Origin of the sequence: Hymenobacter qilianensis (genome assembly GCF_014638675.1) — a bacterium.
Taxonomy (GTDB): domain Bacteria; phylum Bacteroidota; class Bacteroidia; order Cytophagales; family Hymenobacteraceae; genus Hymenobacter; species Hymenobacter qilianensis.
This window is the reverse complement of record NZ_BMFN01000002.1, coordinates 1200666-1219557: the sequence shown is the minus strand read 5'-3', so window position 1 is coordinate 1219557 and position 18892 is coordinate 1200666. Positions and strand designations below refer to the sequence as shown.

17 protein-coding genes are annotated in these 18892 nt (G+C 45.2%); 15 read left to right on the top strand and 2 right to left on the bottom strand.

Translation table 11 applies throughout. The features are described 5' to 3' along the window. Position 1: 1 nt before the first annotated feature. The 14 genes from IEW06_RS12870 (at position 2) to IEW06_RS12805 (ending at position 15137) form a co-directional block, all read left to right on the top strand. A complete protein-coding gene (locus IEW06_RS12870) occupies positions 2–1075 on the top strand; it encodes a glycosyltransferase family 10 domain-containing protein (protein ID WP_187732880.1) in 1074 nt (357 codons plus the stop codon). A gap of 56 nt (positions 1076–1131) precedes the next feature. Next, a complete protein-coding gene (locus IEW06_RS12865; protein WP_187732879.1) occupies positions 1132–2253 on the top strand; it encodes a DegT/DnrJ/EryC1/StrS family aminotransferase in 1122 nt (373 codons plus the stop codon). A 2-nt stretch (positions 2254–2255) separates the two neighbouring features. Beyond that, entirely contained in the window at positions 2256–3188 is a 933-nt protein-coding gene (locus IEW06_RS12860) for an NAD-dependent epimerase/dehydratase family protein (RefSeq protein ID WP_187732878.1), read from the top strand. Positions 3189–3208: 20 nt separating this feature from the next. Further along, entirely contained in the window at positions 3209–3781 is a 573-nt protein-coding gene (locus tag IEW06_RS12855; protein WP_187732877.1) for an acyltransferase, read from the top strand. 71 nt (positions 3782–3852) lie between these two features. Further along, entirely contained in the window at positions 3853–4857 is a 1005-nt protein-coding gene (locus tag IEW06_RS12850; RefSeq protein ID WP_187732876.1) for a glycosyltransferase family A protein, read from the top strand. Between the two features lie 202 nt (positions 4858–5059). Then, a complete protein-coding gene (gene gmd / locus IEW06_RS12845) occupies positions 5060–6172 on the top strand; it encodes a GDP-mannose 4,6-dehydratase (protein WP_188548497.1) in 1113 nt (370 codons plus the stop codon). A gap of 89 nt (positions 6173–6261) precedes the next feature. Continuing rightward, entirely contained in the window at positions 6262–7416 is a 1155-nt protein-coding gene (locus IEW06_RS12840; protein WP_187732875.1) for a glycosyltransferase family 61 protein, read from the top strand. Positions 7417–7563: 147 nt separating this feature from the next. After that, entirely contained in the window at positions 7564–8466 is a 903-nt protein-coding gene (locus IEW06_RS12835; RefSeq protein WP_187732874.1) for a glycosyltransferase, read from the top strand. Beyond that, the gene (locus IEW06_RS12830; protein ID WP_187732873.1) at positions 8463–9860 is read left to right on the top strand and encodes a lipopolysaccharide biosynthesis protein; all 1398 of its coding nucleotides are present in this window, start codon (positions 8463–8465) and stop codon (positions 9858–9860) included. The genes IEW06_RS12835 and IEW06_RS12830 overlap by 4 nt, the downstream gene beginning before the upstream one ends. Positions 9861–9936: 76 nt before the next feature. Then, positions 9937–10875: a glycosyltransferase family 2 protein gene (locus tag IEW06_RS12825; RefSeq protein WP_187732872.1), complete on the top strand. Its 939-nt coding sequence runs from the start codon at positions 9937–9939 to the stop codon at positions 10873–10875. A 29-nt stretch (positions 10876–10904) separates the two neighbouring features. Then, the gene (locus tag IEW06_RS12820; protein ID WP_188548379.1) at positions 10905–12107 is read left to right on the top strand and encodes a glycosyltransferase; all 1203 of its coding nucleotides are present in this window, start codon (positions 10905–10907) and stop codon (positions 12105–12107) included. 130 nt (positions 12108–12237) lie between these two features. Further along, positions 12238–13311, top strand: coding sequence for a glycosyltransferase family 4 protein (locus IEW06_RS12815; protein WP_188548378.1), 1074 nt, complete (start codon positions 12238–12240; stop codon positions 13309–13311). A gap of 27 nt (positions 13312–13338) precedes the next feature. Beyond that, complete coding sequence (locus IEW06_RS12810) at positions 13339–14355, top strand: polysaccharide deacetylase family protein (protein WP_187732870.1); 1017 nt, start codon at positions 13339–13341, stop codon at positions 14353–14355. Further along, positions 14352–15137: a formyl transferase gene (locus IEW06_RS12805; protein WP_187732869.1), complete on the top strand. Its 786-nt coding sequence runs from the start codon at positions 14352–14354 to the stop codon at positions 15135–15137. Before IEW06_RS12810 ends, IEW06_RS12805 begins: the two co-directional genes overlap by 4 nt. Positions 15138–15207: 70 nt before the next feature. Here the strand turns inward: IEW06_RS12805 and IEW06_RS12800 are convergent, their stop codons facing one another. Both IEW06_RS12800 and IEW06_RS12795 read right to left on the bottom strand, forming a co-directional pair. Continuing rightward, positions 15208–16575, bottom strand: a complete 1368-nt coding sequence (locus IEW06_RS12800) for a hypothetical protein (RefSeq protein WP_187732868.1) — start codon at positions 16573–16575, stop codon at positions 15208–15210. Positions 16576–16596: 21 nt separating this feature from the next. Beyond that, positions 16597–17841 carry a tetratricopeptide repeat protein gene (locus tag IEW06_RS12795; protein WP_223284687.1) on the bottom strand — a complete coding sequence of 415 codons (1245 nt, stop codon included), beginning with the start codon at positions 17839–17841 and terminating at the stop codon, positions 16597–16599. 109 nt (positions 17842–17950) lie between these two features. Here IEW06_RS12795 and IEW06_RS12790 point away from each other — a divergent pair, with 109 nt between their 5' ends. Next, a complete protein-coding gene (locus IEW06_RS12790; protein WP_187732867.1) occupies positions 17951–18865 on the top strand; it encodes a M20/M25/M40 family metallo-hydrolase in 915 nt (304 codons plus the stop codon). The last annotated feature ends 27 nt before the right edge of the window (positions 18866–18892 follow it).

Sequence of the window (18892 nt, the reverse complement as noted above, 5' to 3'; positions counted from 1 at the left end):
TTTGAAAGCAACCTTATACGTTCGAGAGGATCCAGTTCTTCTTGAAAATAGGATTTTTTCGGGCGAGTCTCTGTATGGCATGAAAAGCGATACGTATTTATATGTCGCTTTAAGGGATGAGTTAGCCAAGAAAGGAGTTGATCTCGCTACACAAGATATACACCCCCCTGAGGATTCTGATCTTATTATAAGTTTAGATCAACCTCTGTATTTTCAAAACTTTACCCGTACTCGACCTAGTCAGAAATTACATCTGATATTAACAGAGCCAGCGACTTACTATCCTGACAATTGGTTATCCCAAAATCACGCGTCCTTTGATAAAATTCTCACATATGATTATAGTCGTGTAGATAATAAACGTTATTTTCACTTCTATTTTTCTATCGATTTTGAGGATTTCCCTCCTTATAAACGGCCTAGCGAACAAGACTTTAATGATCGTAGGCTATGTGTGTTAATGGCTGCTGCATTCGGCGTAGCAAAGCCACCAAAAGGATCAGGATCTTTATTACACGAAAGATATCTGACACTGAGATGGTTCTCTAAGCACCACCCTGACGAGTTCGATCTTTACACTCGTGGCATCTCTTCTAGCGTATATTCAAGCTTTCGAGGAGCAGGGCTATTAGGAAAGGTGATGCCACAAGGTATCATGAATTTGATAGCGGCCCAACGCAAGAAAATATTTGCTAGGGTTGATCGTGGGAGTGCTGCACCAGATCAAAAAATTCAAACCTTGCAACGCTATCGTTTTTCCATTTCTTATGAAAATACCGGTGATACTCCTGGCTGTTTGTCTGAGAAAATATTCGACTCGTTCGCCGCAGGATGCGTTCCAATTTATTTGGGTCATCAAGAGGTAGATAGACTGGTACCATCAGATTGTTTTATTAATCGTCGCGACTTTAAAAACCATGAGGAATTATACCAGTACACGAAAACAATGACCTATCAACAATACACAAAATACTTAGATTGTATAGAGTCCTTTTTAAATGGATCGCAGATTAAAATGTTTTCTAAGCACGTAAATGCCCGATCTATGGCTGAGGTATTACTCATGCCTGTTTAACAACTTGTTTTAATAGACATTAAGTTTACTAGACTTAATGCAATGTTCCTTATTTTATGGCATCAGTTTCTTTAAGTTCGATTTCAATGTTTAACACTTTCGTTCATCCCTCAGCTCAGTCAAGGGTTTCGGAAGTTTTGAGTACTACTTTCCTCAGTGAAGGAAAATTAGTGAAAGAGTTCGAGGCACTATTGGCGACTGAGCTAGGCATGGTAAGCCCAGCGGCTCTAAACAGTGGCACCAGTGCCCTTCACTTAGCCATGGCAGTAGCGGGTATTGGCCCTGGTGATGAGGTAATAATGTCTCCCCAGACTTTTATTGCTTCTGCTATAGCAGTTGTACAGGAAGGAGCTACTCCCGTCTTCGCTGATATTCAGTATGAGAATGGCAACATTGATCCAGCTTCAATAAAAGGGGCAATTACAGTGCGTACGAAAGCTATTATGGCTGTGCACTGGGGAGGATATCCATGTGATATGGATGAAATCCACGCGTTAGCTAAGCAGCACAATTTGCTGGTGATCGAAGATGCTGCCCATGCTCCCGGTGCCACCTATAAGGGTCGGGCCATTGGATCGATTTCGGATTTTACCTGTTTCTCATTTCAAGCAATTAAGCATCTGACCACCGGTGATGGTGGTGCTTTATGCTCGCTTGACCCAACTCATACACGTGAAGTATTTCGTCGTCGCTGGTTTGGTATTGACCGTGCTCACTCGCCGGTATCCGAAATAGGTGAGCGGGTTTATGATTTAACTGACGTTGGATATAAGTATCATTTGAGTGACTATGCCGCAGCATTAGGTATAGCAAATCTGGAGGGTTTCCAGCAACGCATGGACTACCGGCGTCAATTAGTGCGTCAGTATCGGGATGGGCTACGCGATGTGCAAGGGGTAACTCTCTTTGATCACAAAGCTGACCGAGAAAGCGCGCACTGGCTATTCGGCTTCCACGTTGAGAACCGATTAGACTTCATCCGAACTTTAAAAGCGAAAGGTATAGCCAGTTCTGTAGTACACGACGGTATTGATAAAAATACACTCTTTGGCGGTAAAAGAATGGATCTAACTAATCAGCGTCGTTTCGACGAAACGCAGATTCATGTGCCATTGCATGACGCATTGACCATAGAGCAGGTAGATTATATTATTAATACAATTAAGCAAGGCTGGTAGAGATGAAAGTAGTAGTATTTGGCGCGAGTGGATTTGCGGGTAGCAATATTGTAGAAGTATTGCGGGAAAATGGAGTAGAGCCAATTGAGGCCTCCAGAAGTACTGGTTTAGATCTGCGTGATACACAGCAGGTAACGGAGTTTTTAAGCAAGCATCGACCTAAGTTCATTATTAATTGCGCTGCGCATGTAGGCAGTCTTAATTATGTGACAGAGCAGGCTGCAACTGTTATTGCTGACAACACACGCATGATTATGGGTATGTATGAGGCTGTGGCTGCTGCCTGTCCACTAGCCATTGTTATCAACCCCATTGCAAACTGCGCTTACCCAGGTAGTGCTGAGATATACCGCGAGGAGGAGTGGTGGAATGGTCATATACATCGATCGGTGTTGGCCTATGGCTCTACGCGTCGCCTACTATGGACAGTTGCTGAAAGCTTTCAGATGCAATACGCGGTACGTAGCATCAACCTGCTTACTCCCAATATGTATGGTCCCCACGATTCAACTGACCCTAATAAGGCTCATGCGCTAAATGCTCTGGTATCGAAGTTTGTAAAGGCTGAAAAAATAAAGCAGCCTGAATTACCTATTTGGGGTACTGGTATAGCTATTCGAGAGTGGTTATATGCTCGTGATTTTGCCCGCTTGGTATGGGAAATTATGCTGCTTCCTGATAGGGCGGGTTTAGAAAAGCCTTTGAATTTAGCTCAGAATGATGGTCTTAGTGTAAATGAGTTGGTAGATATCATTCAGTCAAAGTTTGATTACCAAGGCAAAGTAGTGTGGGATCATAGCAAGCCAGATGGCGCACCAAAGAAAGTAATGGATGATACCCGCTTTCGGCAAGTGTTCCCTGACTTTAAATTTACCGACTTTGAGCAGGGTATTGCCAATACGATTGCCTATTACGAGTCAGTATTCCCTTATTAAGAAATTCCCCTTCATCAAGTATGAGTGATCAGAGTAAACCAATTAAATCCGCGCAGTATGATACTACCTTGTTAAAAGGCTGTGGTGAAGATGTGTTTGTAAGTGCTAACGTTGAAATACGCCGGCCTCACCTGGTAACATTAGGTAGCCATGTTGCGATAGATTCAGGAGTTTATATAACAACTGCTGCACAGATCGGCGACTACACACATCTGTCACCTTATATTACTGTCATAGGTGGCGCGCAGAGTACACTTATCGTAGAAGATTTCGTGACTATAGCTGCTGGTAGTCGTCTTATTTGCGGGTCAGATCAGTTTATGGGCGATGGCTTTACAAGTGTAACCGCGCCCGAACAATACCGGGATACGGTTGACTTCGGAACAATTCGTTGTGCTCGATTCTCCGGTATTGGCACCAATGTGGTAGTTATGCCCAACGTAACGATTGCTGAAGGTAGTGTTGTAGGAGCTTGCTCACTTGTGACTAAGGATACAGAGCCTTGGACTATATATGTGGGAGTGCCAGCACGGCCTATCAAGATTAGACCTCGTGCGAAGATGCTGGAATATGCAAAGCAGCTGGGTTACTAGTTGGCAATGAGGTTGAATCGGAAGCCACACATAGAACTTTCTTAGCCTGTAGTCACTTTTCTTCTCGCATTATGGCATACGCCCTTTCCTACATACTGACCACGTACAACAAGCTGCCTTACCTGAAGCAGGTGCTGGAGCGGCTGATGGCGGCGCGTCAGGAGGATGAAGAGATCGTCGTGGCGGACGGGGGCAGCAAGGATGGGACGGTCGAGTATCTGCAGGGCCTGTATGCCGCCGGTCGGATCCAGCAATTCATCTCCGAGCGGGACAAGGGCGAGGCGCACGGGTTTAATAAATGCATGCTAATGGCGCGCGGGGAGATCATCAAACTCATCACCGATGATGATGCCTTCTACTACCCAGCTATCCGGGAAAGTAAACAGTTTATGTTAGAGCATCCTGAAATAGATGTACTATCGGGTAACACAGGTTTGATTCATCTGGAGAATTTAGCCCAAGCCACTATATATGAAGATGTGGCCAATAATTTTCGCCGCTGGCTAGACAATAAAGAAGTAGTATGGATGATTGGCTTACCATTTTTGATAAGACGTAAATCGTTAGCCATTACTGGTTTATTTCATACAGGCGTTGTACAGGTAGATACGGAGTTTACATACCGAATTACTAGTCTGAATGTGAATCTTGCTTGGAGCACGGCTATGCTTAGTGTTCGCATTGAAAACCCCCAGAGTAACTATCGGGTGATGAATCAACAAGAAGGGCGTAGTACTAGTGACTTGGAAGCTGATCGTATGCGTTTCTACTATGACAAGTCTATCAGTAATAGTTTTCAGGATTTCGTGCGATATAAATCAGGCTGGATTGAGATGCTAAAAGCACCAATACGACCAATAAAGCGCAAACTGTTTGAAGTATTAAAGTGGGAACAGTATAACGGGAACCAGAAACTGCCCACCGGCTATGACAGCACTGCCATAAAGCCTATCGAAAGCATGGAGGCAATGATACCTCAGGCATTTGAGGTAGCCGATACATTTATGGCTAATTATAACAAAACGCATACAATAGAATATTTCTATCGCAAGGCAGAGGTGAACAAAGTTTTGTAAACAGGAGACCTAACAACCATAACATAAAGTGGTAGATAAGCGTATTCGGCTGGCACAACTAGGTGCAGAATAGAGAATCTAACATGCTACTTTGCTTACAAAGCTGAGAGAGAGTACTTTTGCTGCTTCTTATAGCTTTGGTTTGACTTCGCATTACAAATTGCAACAACAAATTTTGGTATCTAATTCAACAACTGCTCATATGAAAGTAGCCTTAGTAACTGGTATTACCGGACAAGATGGTGCTTACTTGGCTGAACTTCTGCTAGAGAAAGGCTATATGGTTCATGGAATCAAGCGACGTTCATCGCTATTCAATACGGATCGGATCGACCATCTCTATCAAGATCCACATGACCAAAATGTTCGCTTTAAGCTTCATTATGGTGACCTGTCTGATTCAACTAATCTGATCCGTATAATTCAGGAAGTACAGCCAGACGAGATATATAATCTCGGTGCCATGTCTCACGTGAAGGTTTCGTTTGACACACCTGAATACACGGCAAATGCAGATGGTATCGGTACGTTACGCATCTTAGAAGCTGTACGTTTGCTCGGTCTCACCAAGAAAACGCGAATTTACCAAGCATCTACCTCCGAATTATATGGCTTGGTGCAAGCTGTACCGCAATCGGAAACTACCCCCTTTTATCCTCGCTCTCCTTACGCTGTGGCCAAACTCTATGGCTATTGGATCACGGTAAACTATCGGGAAGCATATGGTATGTTCGCTTGTAATGGCATTTTATTCAACCATGAAAGCCCCTTACGTGGTGAAACTTTTGTAACACGTAAGATTACTCGTGGTACTGCCCGTATTGCTATGGGATTACAACAGAAAATCTATCTAGGCAATTTGGATGCACGACGTGACTGGGGACACGCGAAGGACTATGTAGAGGCTATGTGGCGAATATTGCAGCAAGACGAGCCTGAAGATTTCGTTATTGCAACAGGTGTTACTACGACCGTACGGGATTTTGTCAAGATGGCTTTCGAAGAAGTTGGAATAGAGCTAGCTTTCGAAGGTGAAGGAGCAAATGAAAAAGCTCGCGTAGTACGTTGCGGCAACCCTGATTATCAAGTAGCTGAAGGTACAGTAGTGGTAGAGGTAGACCCGAAGTACTTCCGCCCAACAGAAGTTGAATTGCTAATTGGCGACCCTACAAAATCCCAGCAGAAGCTAGGATGGACCCCCACTTACGATTTGCCAGCTCTTGTTCAAGACATGATGCAGGCAGATTTGAATTTATTTAAGCGAGATGCTTATCTAATGAAGGGTGGCCATAAAGTATTTAACTACCACGAATAAGTAGTTGAATGCTTTAGTCTCTTAACGTTGTCACCTATATGCCTCTGACTGGTAAGTCGGGGGCATATGCTTTATAGGCTTCTACTATAATGGCTACACCGCCTCGTCCGCGCCCTAGTAAATACCAAAGAGTTAAGAAGATTATCGATTTTCAGTTAAGTAGAATAGGACAATCACTAAGTGGTCCACTGAAGGCTTCAGAGCACGAGGTAGCGCCTATTCCTACTGATGCTATTTGTCCATTACCATTGAACATTGCAATGGTACCACCAAACTTTCTTCAATTTTATAAAGCGGTATTTACTGAAGTAACACCAAATTTTCGACAAGTTATATATCGTGCACAAAACGTGAATGTTGCATGGAATGGCACTGTGTCGAAAGGACTGAGAGTGTTGGTTGCCAGCCTGCCGCAGCCGCATTTGGAAGCGGAGTTTACAGGAACTTTCTTATTAAGACAGCTACGCAGTCGTGAAATTGCAAAATTAAAAGCAGGGCCTGTAGGCTTAGCTTTTGATAGTTGGTCAGGTAATTACTTCCATTGGATAGCAGAAGTATTGCCACGATTAGCGCTACTCCGCAAGCAGCACCCCAACTGTTTAATTTTATTGCCCGGACCAACGCCGCCTGAATATGTTACTCACACGGTAGATGCACTCGGCTTTGAGAATAAATACGTCATACAACCAGGGGAGATGGTGCAAGTGCCAGAACTCTGGATGCCTGTACGTCCAGGTCGCCATGGGTACATGGTGCCTGCGCTGGTACGAGAAGTGCGTGAGGCAATAATGAGTTATCTAAAGCATTATCTTGATCCATCACTTAAAGCTACACGCCGCATTTATGTGTCGAGAAACCGACAACAGTGGCGGCATTTAACAAATGAAGACGAAGTAGTTCAATTACTTCAAAAATATAACTTTGAAACTGTATACTTTGAGGATCTGAGCTTCATTGAACAGGTAAAGACAATGTATGAGACAGCAGTGTTCATAGGTATACATGGCGCAAACATGACTAATTTAATGTTTATGGCACCTAAAACCAATGTTATTGAAATGATGAGCGAAACGTATCTAAACCCAAGCTACCTTTCCATGGCATCAAGTGTTGGAATCTATTACTCTGTGGTTCCTTCCAGATTAGGATCACCATTAAATGTTGAGCAAGCTTATGCTGATATTACTGCTGACCTAGTATTACTTAAGCAAGCGATTCATACAGTAATAAATCTCAATAGGTAAAGATTTTTGTTCAAAGCAATTTCTTAGCCTGTAGTCACTTTTCTTCTCGCATTATGGCATACGCCCTTTCCTACATACTGACCACGTACAACAAGCTGCCTTACGTGAAGCAGGTGCTGGAGCGGCTGATGGCGGCGCGTCAGGAGGATGAAGATCGTCGTGGCGGACGGGGGCAGCAAGGATGGGACGGTCGAGTATCTGCAGGGCCTGTATGCCGCCGGTCGGATCCAGCAATTCATCTCCGAGCGGGACAAGGGCGAGGCGCACGGGTTTAATAAATGCATGCTAATGGCGCGCGGGGAGATCATCAAACTCATCACCGATGATGATGCCTTCTATTACCCGGCTATCCGGGAAGCGGTTAGCTTCATGATTAAAAATCCTGCGATTGATGTGGTAACGGGGTATAATGCGGCTACTCAGTCAGATGACCTGACTTTCGCCAAAATAAAGGAAGATCCATCTAATGATTATCAGCGTTGGCTGGAATATGGAGACCCCTTTTGGATGATCGGGTTACCTATTCTGATTCGTCGTTCAACTCTAGCACTCACAGGTATGTTTAATACTGGAGTAGTGCTAGTTGACCTAGAATTTGTATATCGTATTACTAGCTTAAATATAAATATAGCTTGGTGTACTGCTGTATTAAGTATGCATGTAAGTAATCCCAACGGTAATTTTAATCGCATGAATTCGAAAGACCGTATGGCAGAATACAATCGCATTAGAAATTTCTTTATTACTAAGCACACGCGCAGGAGTATTACTACTGTGGTCCGCGATACAGTTGAAGCTATTAAGCGTCCCTTACGTCCTGTTAAAAGGGATTTCTTTAATAATATGGGTTGGAAACAGTATCAAGATCCTGAACGGTTTGATACGGGGTATGTCTTTGAACCTGGCCAAGATGCGATAGAAGCGGCGTTCAACGTTTGTGATTCTTTTCTGCATTTTCAGAATGCAAATCGACCAATAAACTTTTTGTATAAACAAAAAGAAATTAGTAAAATTTTTAATCAAAAAGTATCTCTCTCAAATAATAATTGAAAAAACGCATTCAACAATTCATAAAGCACAATCTGCATTCTTTATTACAGAAAGGGTCATTTGCGCAAAATTTTGCCGTAACCCTTTCGGGCTCAGCTGCAGTTACGGTTATTGGCTTCTTGCTCACACCAGTGATGTCGCGCCTCTATCCACCGGCGGCTTATGGACAATTTGCGGTGTTTAATTCCTTGAGTAGTAATTTAAGCATGCTGACTACTCTCACTTACACTGGGGCATTTCTTCTACCCCGACGGCAAGATAGATTTTTTGCGTTAGTACAACTTACAGTAGCACTAACGCTTGCAATGTCATTGCTTCTAGTAGGTGCTTTATTAATCAGCGGACCAGCAATACAGCATTTCCTTAAAATTGAAGCTCTTGGAAATTGGTTTTACACGTTACCAATTCTATTGATGCTCTTTAATTTTAATACCATCATGAATGGTTGGTATCTACGTGAAAAACAATTCGTAAAAAGGTCTAGTGTAGAGGTAGCAACAGCTTTAGCTGGTCGTGGCTTTACCATAGGATACGGGTGGTGGATGGGTGGTAACGTAGCAGGGCTACTATTAGGCGAGGCTTTTAATCGCCTAACAAGCACGATCAGTCTAGTAACTGGTACTTTGCGGCACTCATTGGGTATGCTTTGGCGTACTATTTCGTGGCAATCTATGCGTGAGGTTGCCATAGAGTATAAAGACTTTCCGAAATACAACCTACCAGCGAGCTTCATTAATGTCCTGTCGGCTCAACTACCCATATTTGCTCTAACCACAGGATTCGGTCCTACACCGGTAGGTCTCTATTCGTTTTCCGTTAGTTTATTAGAATTGCCGATCAACTTAATTGGAAATGCAATTTTACCTGTGTTCTGGCAGAAAGCCACTGAAACATATCAGAATGAACCAGAACGCCTTTCTGTAATCACTTTAAGCCTTTTCTATAAGCTCCTTTACATGGGCTTAATCCCCTTCGGTATAATTACGGTATATGGCGATGTGCTATTTAAGCTAGTATTTGGTCATCGCTGGGAAATGGCTGGCTTATATACTGGTTACCTAGGGTATTATTATGTATTTAAATTGATGTCCCTGGCTACCTCGCCAATTTATAATATTTTAAGCAAACAGCGCTATATCCTTTGGAGTAACGTATTTCTACTGTTAATGCGTGGGCTTGGACTAGCTATTGGTTTACTTAATAACGACTTAAATTTAGCCTTACTGCTTTTTGGTTTGGGTAGCTTAGTAGCAACTTTCTTGATTGACTTACAGGTACTGTCATTGCTTAATCTACCAGTTTGGAAAATTGCTTTACGCACTGTCCTGATTGTTGGTGTTACCTTGGTTATACTTAAAAGTATACGTATTAGCGCAGAACTGCTACTTAGCTAGCGGATGTACGGATAAATCGCTAGGCCAATTCTATCTATGGTGCTAAAGCCAAGATGCCTAACTAATTTAATTCTATTTGCTATCTGCAAATTTTTTAATGAACACTAATACATTGAATAGCCCTTTTTTTAGCGTCATTATTCCTACTTATAACAGAGCTGGTTTTATTACCACGACCTTGGAGTCGGTAGTGCAACAGAAATTTGCTAATTGGGAGGTATTAGTGATTGATGATGGTAGTACTGACGAGACAGCTCAGCGAGTAAACGCTCTATCTGATACTCGTATTCAATACATAGCTAAAGTAAACGGGGAAAGAGGAGCAGCTCGCAACTATGGTTTAGCGCGTGCTAAAGGCGAATATGTATTGTTTTTGGATTCGGATGATCGGTTATTGTTTAATCATCTGAAGGTGCTACATGATAACATTCAGAAATTAAATCACCCAAATTTCATTGCCACTAAATACAACTTTGATCGAGATGGCACTTTAGCTGATAGCGACTTAGCGTCAGTAGCTGAAGGGTGGTATGGGTTGGACTTCTTCGTTCGGGGCAATGCATTAGCTTGTAACATCTGTGTGCGTCGTGAGAACCAAGATTTGCGGCTCTTCGAAGAAGATCGACGCTATGCTGCTGTGGAAGACTGGATGTTTATGCTGGAAAATATGCAACGTGATCGGGTTTATATTGTGGATGCGTTGACGCTCACAATGAACGACCATGATGCCCGTTCTATGCGCTCCGACAATACTGCTTTAGTTAGAAAGCTACAACTAGCATTAGATTGGATGCTAGCTCGGGTGGCGCTGACACCCGAGCAACAGCGGACACTGATAGGACGAGTGTATTATCTTTGTGCCATTCATGCATACGCCGACGATCATCGGAAAGAGGCCTTGCATTATGCACGCCGTGCTGCTCCTAATCTGCCGAGAGGTCAGGCGATAACTCTCCTGATTCGCTGTTTGATTGGACTACGCGCTGTGGAATGGTTAAAGAAGATTCGCACCTGACGCTTTTGCTTCGTCGTTTTCCTATTTGAATGCGCATTCTGTTTTTGAGTTATTGGGGACTAGACGATCCGCTTACCATTTCTACCGTTTTTCCGCATCTGCAACTGCTTATACAGCGTTCTGATATAGAGTCTATTCTTCTTGTCACTATCGAGCGAGATGGAAGGAAGCCTGTATTTAACCCACCTTTTCCTATAAGCAAAGTAGAGTACGCGCCACTAATTTCGGAGCCAGGGCGAAACGTGTTAGTTACAAAAACAGACGATTTCCTACGGTTTCCGAAGACGCTAGTAGAACTGGCGACACAACACAGAAGCGACTTCCTATTAGCCCGGGGGGCACCAGCTGGAGCACTCGCCTATCTGGTTTGGAAGCGGAATAAGCTTCCATTCTATGTGGAGTCATTCGAGCCGCATGCTGACTATATGCTTGAGTCGGGTGTGTGGAAATCCTACGATCCGCGCTATTTATTCCAGCGTTATTGGGAGAAAAAGCAAAAGCAGTTAGCTCTTGGCCTGTTGCCGGTAGCCGAAAATTACCGGCAGCAACTTATTCGTGAGGGAGTTTCTGGGGAACGTATCGTGACCGTTCCCTGCTCGGTAGACGTTGCGGCCTTCAAATTCGATGAAGCAAGGCGCAAACAGGTACGTGAGCAGCTAGGGTTTGCATCTACTGCTCCTGTAGGAATCTATGTGGGCAAGTTTGGAGATATTTATTACGATACCGAAGCATTTGATTTATTCAAAGCAGCAGCTGATCATTTCGGACCAGCTTTTCGCTTGATTATCCTGACGCCCAATCCGCCAGCCGAGGTTCGTTCTAAGTTAGCAAGGGTTGGTTTTAGCAAAGACGAGGTGTTCGTAGTAAAAGCCCCCCACGCCGATGTGCCAGGTTATTTATCGGCAGCTGATTTTGCTTTTGCTCCTATAAAGCCCGCACCGTGTCGGCTTTTCTGCTCACCAATTAAGGTGGGTGAATATTGGGCGGCTGGTTTACCTGTGTTGCTTACGGAGGGTGTTGGCGACGACAGCGCTATCATTCGGCAGGAGGGAGGAGGTGCTGTCTTCAATCTCGATCAGCCTTCCAGCGTTCCTGCAGCTATTAAGCAAATTGCGGTTTTGCTGCAGAGCCCCAATTACCGACAGCACACGGTAAAACTGGCAGAGCGTCACCGCTCATTAGATCGTGCCACGCTGGCTTACGCAAAGTTTTTTGCCCCCCAAGCTGTCTAGCACTTACCAGTCCTATATCCGTTTCTGCATCAAGTGGCCCTCTGGCTTTCGCTCTTAACGGATACTGCTTCCGCTGAAAGGATAAGAGATAAAGTGCATTTCAGGTGGTAATAGCGTCTTAATTTTGCCTATGCGTATTCTATTTGTTGTTCCTTACCCACACGGTCAGGCACCATCCCAACGGTTTCGTTTTGAGCAGTATCTACATTTCTTAACCGAAGCTGGACATACTTATAAGTTGGCACCCTTTATTTCCGCAAGCACTTGGGCTATTCTTTATAAGCCTGGTCATACTTTAGCCAAGGTAGCTGGAATTCTGGGGGGCTTTTTACGCCGCTTGGCTTTATTGTTTTCAGTTTCCAGCTACGATTTCATTTTCATTCACCGGGAGGCAACTCCCATCGGACCACCATTCTTTGAATGGATCGTGGCGAATGTGCTGCGAAAGCGGATTGTATATGATTTTGACGACGCTATCTGGATGAAGGACCCGGCTGGAGAGCGTACGCTCGTTAGTCAGCTAAAGTGGCAGGAAAAAGTTGGAAGTATCTGTCGATGGGCGTATAAAATCAGCTGTGGCAATGCCTATCTGCGAGACTATGCAAAGCAGTTCAATCCTAATGCTATCATTAATCCAACTACACTGGATACTGACAATCTGCACAACCAAGTACGGGACCAGAATGAGGCCTCTACGCCGGTCATTGGCTGGACGGGTACCCACACTACTTTGCGCCATTTGGATATAGTGTGGCCCGTATTGGAGCGACTGGAAAGCGAAGGTCACAGCTTCATTTTTCATGTCATATCGAATCAGCCCCCAGAGTATACAAACCTACGAGCGCTCCGCTACACGCCTTGGCGCAAGGCTAGTGAAATTCAGGACTTACTCCAGTTTCATGTGGGCCTGATGCCGCTAGTAGATGATCCATGGGCGAGAGGTAAATGTGCTTTCAAAGCATTGCAATACATGGCATTGGGTATACCCGCGCTAGTGTCGCCGGTAGGCATGAATACAGAAGTAGTACAGGATGGCGCTAATGGGTTTATCTGCGCTACCGATGGACAATGGTACACTGCATTGCGTAGCTTATTGATGGACGGGGAATTGAGGGCAAGTCAGGGAAGAGCAGCTCGCCAAACCATTGTAGAGCGCTACTCAGTGGCTTCAAATAAAAATAACTTCTTGGCTCTCTTCCAGTAGAAGCGGCTAAGTACGAACGAGCAGATAATGGAAAAAAAGTCAAAAGAGCCGGGTAGATTCGTCATTTCGCTTGACTTTGAAATCAACTGGGGCGTACGTGACCAGCAGACATTGGCGCAATATGGGGCCAATCTGCGGGGCGTTCGGCAAGTGGTGCCCGCTCTGCTAACCCTCTTCCAAGAATACAGCCTGCGCGTAACCTGGGCTACAGTTGGCTTACTGTTTTTTGAGGATAAGAAGACGCTTCTGGAAAACCTGCCCACCGTCCGGCCCCAATACGCTGATTCTAATTTATCACCTTATCTGGCCCTTGATGTAGTAGGCGAGGATGAAGAGAATGATCCGTACCATTTTGGTAGCTCTCTGATTGCTCAGATTCGCCAGACGCCTGGCCAAGAAATGGCTACTCATACCTTTTGCCACTATTACTGCTTAGAGCGAGGCCAAACAGCCGAAGAGTTTCGGGCGGACCTAGAAGCGGCCATTCGAGTAGCGCGTAATCAAGGCTTGGAGATGCGTAGCTTGGTATTCCCACGTAACCAAGCTAATCCTGCGTACCTGCCTATCTGTGCAGAGCTTGGTATTACGAGTTATCGTGGTAATGAAGCTTCCTGGATTTATAAGGAGCGCACCGAGGAGCAACAAAGCCTATACAAGCGCGGCGCCCGATTGTTGGATGCCTATCTGAATGTGTCGGGCCACAACTGCTATGCTTTAGCGGATATTGCCAAGACCTTTCCGTATAATATTCCGGCTAGCCGCTTTTTGCGTCCTTGGTCGGGGCGCTTGCAGGCTTTGGAGCAGCTGCGGTTAAGTCGGATTTTGAGTGGTATGACCCACGCCGCACAGCATGGGCTTGTGTTTCATCTGTGGTGGCACCCACATAATTTTGGGGTGAATCTTTCTCAAAATATGGCCGTACTACGCCGAATTGCTGACCACTACCAGGCTTTGCATAAGGCATATGGTTTTGAAAGCCAAACAATGGCCGATGTAGCAGAACTGTTACAGGCTCGGACCTCACATCCTACTACCGTCGCATGAGTGCTGTTGCTACAGGCAAAAAAATCGTATTGCTGGCGGGCCCAGGAGAGTCGACAGATATTCTGTTTCACGCACTTGATGAGGAGTTTGGCGTACACCGAGTCATTATTGAGACGCCCATAAGTCAGCAGCAGTTACTAAAGCGGCGAACCCAGAAACTCGGGTATGCCACCGTAGCAGGCCAAATCCTTTTCAAGCTGCTGATAGCTGTGCCTCTGGCCAAAGCTTCTCAGCTACGCTTAAAGAATATTCGCCTTCAGGCTAAACTTGATAACCGGCCGGTTCCTGATGACCGTGTGCTGAGTGTTGCCTCGGTAAATTCCGCAGAGTGCATAGCAGCTCTCCAGGAATTACAGGCGGATGTAATTGTGGTAAATGGCACACGTATTATTAGTAAGAAAGTGCTTACTAGCGTTTCGTGCCCATTTATCAACACGCATGCTGGTATTACACCGCTTTACCGCGGAGTGCATGGCGGCTACTGGGCGCTGACTCAGAACGACCGTGCGCACTGTGGGGTATCTGTACACTTAGTTGACCCCGGCATTGATACTGGAGCTATTATCGCTCAGGCTTTAATTGAGCCCACATCGGAGGATAATTTTGTGACGTATCCCTTATTGCAATTGGCTGCTGGTCTTCCCTTGCTAAAGCAGGCTGTTTATGATGCACTTCGTGGAGAAGTTCAATTAAAAAAGCCCCCCACGGGTGAATCGCGGCTGTGGTCGCATCCGACGTTAGCGGAGTATCTGCGCTACCGTCGCATGAATGGCACTCAATAGCAATAGCGACTAACACAGAGACGACGGCGTTTAGTGATGTTACTAAACGCCGTCGTCTCTGTGTTAGTCGTTAGGAAACAGTTGCCAGACGACGCGGAGTAGGTGGAATTTTGCGGCGTATTTTGGGTTTACTAGGCTGTTGGCTTAAGCTCTGCATAATATAAAGCGCCGCCAAGTAAAACGGAATCAGCGGAATTTTATACCGAACGAGTGTGCCGAAATTATAAGAAATAATACCGACTGAGGCTCCAAATATTAACGCAAAAACAATACATAAGCTTAGTACTGGAGTGCGTATTATATAATTTAAAAAGCGGCGAGGGCCGATATTGAATAGCATTCGAAGTGTAAAAACCAAAAAGAAAGTAGCTTCTAAAGCAGAGAGCAACATTACCGGATTGCGGGCCTCCCACAAAAAAGGCCGAAACAGCGAAACAACTATTGCTTGAGGCACAAGCTTTACCATTCCGCCAATACTACCGTCCTGTTCACCTAGCGTGTAAGCAGATCCATCCTGCTTCACCGATACTTCATATAAATAATCGGACGTTATTTTACTGCGTTCACCAATTTTATCTAAGTCGTATTTTTCGTCCCCTTTCGTCAGGTTCGTCATAGCATATACGGCTATGACAGCACCAATTCCAAGCAGAATAGGTTTTGCTAAAATCCTAATTAATTGATTGCGAATTCGCTGGCTATTCTCGTTGAAAACCCAAAGTACGGCCGGAGGCAAAAAGGATAATAAAATATATACTTTGGTGGTAGATAAAAAATACGCTGCAATTCCACCTATTATTATATTTCGTAATATTCTTTTTTTCTCAATTGCGCCCTCGTAAAAAGTGTAGAAAATCCAACCAAGAGCACCTATACATAAGGAATCCTTCATTAGTCCGGATCCCCAAAAAAAGACGGAGGGAATAAAAAACACGACTATTGCCAATTGCTTATAAACCTGCGGTCTAATCTTCATAAAGGTCAGAAACATAGCCCACATGCCGCTAAAGCTAATGATGGCAAAAATCAGTGCTACTACTGTGTAAGTATTAAAGCACAGCATGCCTATTACTGTAGCTATGCGTACAATAACCATTTCGCTCGAGCCCGGCTCAAACCAATACATCCTTGATGCGTAGGTCGCAATATCTGAAGATCTGACGCCATCAGAGGTAAGCAACTTCATCCCAACCGACCATGATTTGTCAAATGCCTCATGCATTATGGTGGAGTGATAAAAGTAATTATAGGTATCACCCCCATCATAATAAAATTGATAAATAAGACCTAATGCTATAGCACCAAGAAATTTGAGCGATAGGGCAGGAATAAAATATTTTTTGGTTAGAACATTTGTGAAACGTGGCCGCAAGGCAAATGCTAAAGCATAGAAAATGCCCAGATAGAGTGGTGTCAGAAAAAGATCTTTTAGCTCCATTTTTTGGTGTTAGCCAGGAGGCTAAATTTTATTTTTCTTTAGATAGGCTTTCGCTTCGCGATACTGCTCTGACTTGTGACTGGCTTTGTCACGAACGACCTCATAATAACGACGGGCAGCAGCTACATCTGGAGTTTTAGCAGCTATGCGGGCTAGGTTGAAGTTGGCGTAAACATAAAAGCCACCACTAGTTTCATCGGTGCTTTCTGCAAATACAATGCAGCGCTGATAATAGTCTTGGGCTTTTTCAAGGTCCTTGTATTTGTTTTGCATTAGCCAACCTAGGAAATAGGTGGCGTAACGACCACTAATACCTTCATAGCCCGGCATACCACGGTTGAGCTTGTCCAGAATGTCGCGGCTTACGCGCTCACACTCCCGAAAATCACCTTCGTTGAAGCACAGTAAGGAGTAGAAGCGCTGGAAATATCCGTTGTCGGGGTAGTTGCTGGCTAAGAAGCGAGCAACAGGCATAGAGTCAGCCGGTTTATTTTCCTCATTATTGAGAATGCGCATCAGGAAGAACTTCGCTTCTATGCCGGTGTAAAAACCGTTGTCAGCCACGTTTTTGAGCTGTTGCAGCCCAAGTTCTCTGTTGCCTTTAGGAAAGAATAAAAGAACGGGCCGCAAAAGCGGATATTCTTCTGAAATCCAGACGGCGTAGTAGTTGAACAGGGCTTGACCAAACAGAAACTCTGGGCTTAGGCCGTTTGCTTCCTTGCTTTTTTCCAGATACTCAAGGGCACGCCGGCTGCTCACGGTCGCTTTGCGCCAATTGGCCCGCTCTGCATTCAGGCGAGCATCGAAGCCGTAGGCCGCGGAGAGGAAAAAGCAGGCTTCGTAGTTCTTCTTGTCAGCTTTGTACAACTTCTCGCCGTAGGTTATGGCTGTATCCATATAGGCGAAAAACAGCTTGTCATACTGTTTCGTCTGAACATTGGTGGGTACAATTTTCCACCAAGTGCTTAAGCCAAGCAGGAAGTACGGCATCGGATGCTCGGGGTAGCGCCGCCGCAGCGAACGGAACTGCTTTTCCGCCTTATCATACTTGAAGTTGTACAGATTCTGTACAGCGCCATCAAGCTCGGTCTGAATGTCTTTATCCAGCAGCAGCCAGCCTTTGGTATTGGCTGTAGGCAGAACATCTACATTCTCTACTTCGATCGTGCGGATAGGAGGTGGGGTAGGAGTGCTACCCTTTTTTTGGGCCTGGACACCAGTCGCCAGAAAAAGGAGTAACAGAATTAATCGAAGTTCTCGGATCATGGGATATACTACTGCAATCGTCGGCTAAGCTAGGTTTGGAGGCTATACGGCTGACAAGAGGGCTAAAGTATGGCTTTTATCCTAGTTTTGGACAAACAACCTATTGCATATGCATTTGCTAAAAACCTTATGTGAGATTTCGGCACCAGCAGGCAACGAAGCTCCTCTAACAGAATTCTTACTACGCTACATTAACGAAAATCAGGCAAGTTGGCGTGTGCAACCAACAGTAATACAGGGAGAAGAGTGGCAGGATTGCATACTATTGGTGTTTGGAGAGCCGCGAACAGCGGTATTTGCTCATCTGGACAGCATTGGATTTACGGTTCGGTACGGACGTCAACTGGTGCGAATCGGAGGGCCACATGCTGAAACCGGCTACCGGCTGGTGGGTCACGATACGCAGGGCGATATTGCCTGTACGCTCGCAGTAGACGACGAAACGGGGGAACTAAGCTATGAGTTCACTCGCGACATCGACCGGGGCACTGAGCTAACCTTCGCCTGCGACTTCCGCGAAACGGTCGATACCGTGCAATCCTGCTACCTCGACAATCGGTTGGGTGTGTGGAATGCCTTGCGTCTGGCCGAAACGCTGGAGCATGGTATTCTGGTGTTTAGCTGCTGGGAAGAGCACGGTGGGGGCTCCGTTGCGTATCTGGCTAAGTACATCTACGAGAAATATGGGGTGCGACAGGCGTTGATTTCGGATATTACCTGGGTAACGGAAGGCGTGCATGCCGGTCAAGGGGTAGCTATTTCCCTGCGCGACTCGCTGATTCCGCGCCGTTCATACGTGGAGCGTATTCGTCGAATTGCTCAGGCGGCGGGCATTCCTCATCAGTTGGAGGTGGAGGGCAGTGGCGGCTCTGATGCCAAGGAGCTACAGCACAGCGCTCAGCCCTGGGATTGGTGCTTTGTAGGTGCCCCCGAAGACAATGTGCATTCACCCGACGAAATCGTGGACAAGCGCGACATTGCTAGTATGCTGGCGCTGTATCAGGTGCTCATGCAAGAGCTGTAGCCTTTCCACTCAATCATTACTCAACAA

What these genes read in the sequence shown, in the direction of transcription:
- IEW06_RS12855 (WP_187732877.1), top strand. Translation starts at nt 3,209, where the DNA reads ATGAGTGATCAGAGTAAACCAATTAAATCCGCGCAGTATGATACTACC.
- IEW06_RS12835 (WP_187732874.1), top strand. Translation starts at nt 7,564, where the DNA reads ATGAAGATCGTCGTGGCGGACGGGGGCAGCAAGGATGGGACGGTCGAG.
- IEW06_RS12850 (WP_187732876.1), top strand. Translation starts at nt 3,853, where the DNA reads ATGGCATACGCCCTTTCCTACATACTGACCACGTACAACAAGCTGCCT.
- IEW06_RS12840 (WP_187732875.1), top strand. Translation starts at nt 6,262, where the DNA reads ATGGCTACACCGCCTCGTCCGCGCCCTAGTAAATACCAAAGAGTTAAG.
- IEW06_RS12790 (WP_187732867.1), top strand. Translation starts at nt 17,951, where the DNA reads ATGCATTTGCTAAAAACCTTATGTGAGATTTCGGCACCAGCAGGCAAC.
- IEW06_RS12810 (WP_187732870.1), top strand. Translation starts at nt 13,339, where the DNA reads ATGGAAAAAAAGTCAAAAGAGCCGGGTAGATTCGTCATTTCGCTTGAC.
- IEW06_RS12795 (WP_223284687.1), bottom strand. Translation starts at nt 17,841, where the DNA reads ATGATCCGAGAACTTCGATTAATTCTGTTACTCCTTTTTCTGGCGACT.
- IEW06_RS12820 (WP_188548379.1), top strand. Translation starts at nt 10,905, where the DNA reads ATGCGCATTCTGTTTTTGAGTTATTGGGGACTAGACGATCCGCTTACC.
- IEW06_RS12865 (WP_187732879.1), top strand. Translation starts at nt 1,132, where the DNA reads ATGGCATCAGTTTCTTTAAGTTCGATTTCAATGTTTAACACTTTCGTT.
- IEW06_RS12800 (WP_187732868.1), bottom strand. Translation starts at nt 16,575, where the DNA reads ATGGAGCTAAAAGATCTTTTTCTGACACCACTCTATCTGGGCATTTTC.
- IEW06_RS12805 (WP_187732869.1), top strand. Translation starts at nt 14,352, where the DNA reads ATGAGTGCTGTTGCTACAGGCAAAAAAATCGTATTGCTGGCGGGCCCA.
- IEW06_RS12815 (WP_188548378.1), top strand. Translation starts at nt 12,238, where the DNA reads ATGCGTATTCTATTTGTTGTTCCTTACCCACACGGTCAGGCACCATCC.
- IEW06_RS12860 (WP_187732878.1), top strand. Translation starts at nt 2,256, where the DNA reads ATGAAAGTAGTAGTATTTGGCGCGAGTGGATTTGCGGGTAGCAATATT.
- gmd (WP_188548497.1), top strand. Translation starts at nt 5,060, where the DNA reads ATGAAAGTAGCCTTAGTAACTGGTATTACCGGACAAGATGGTGCTTAC.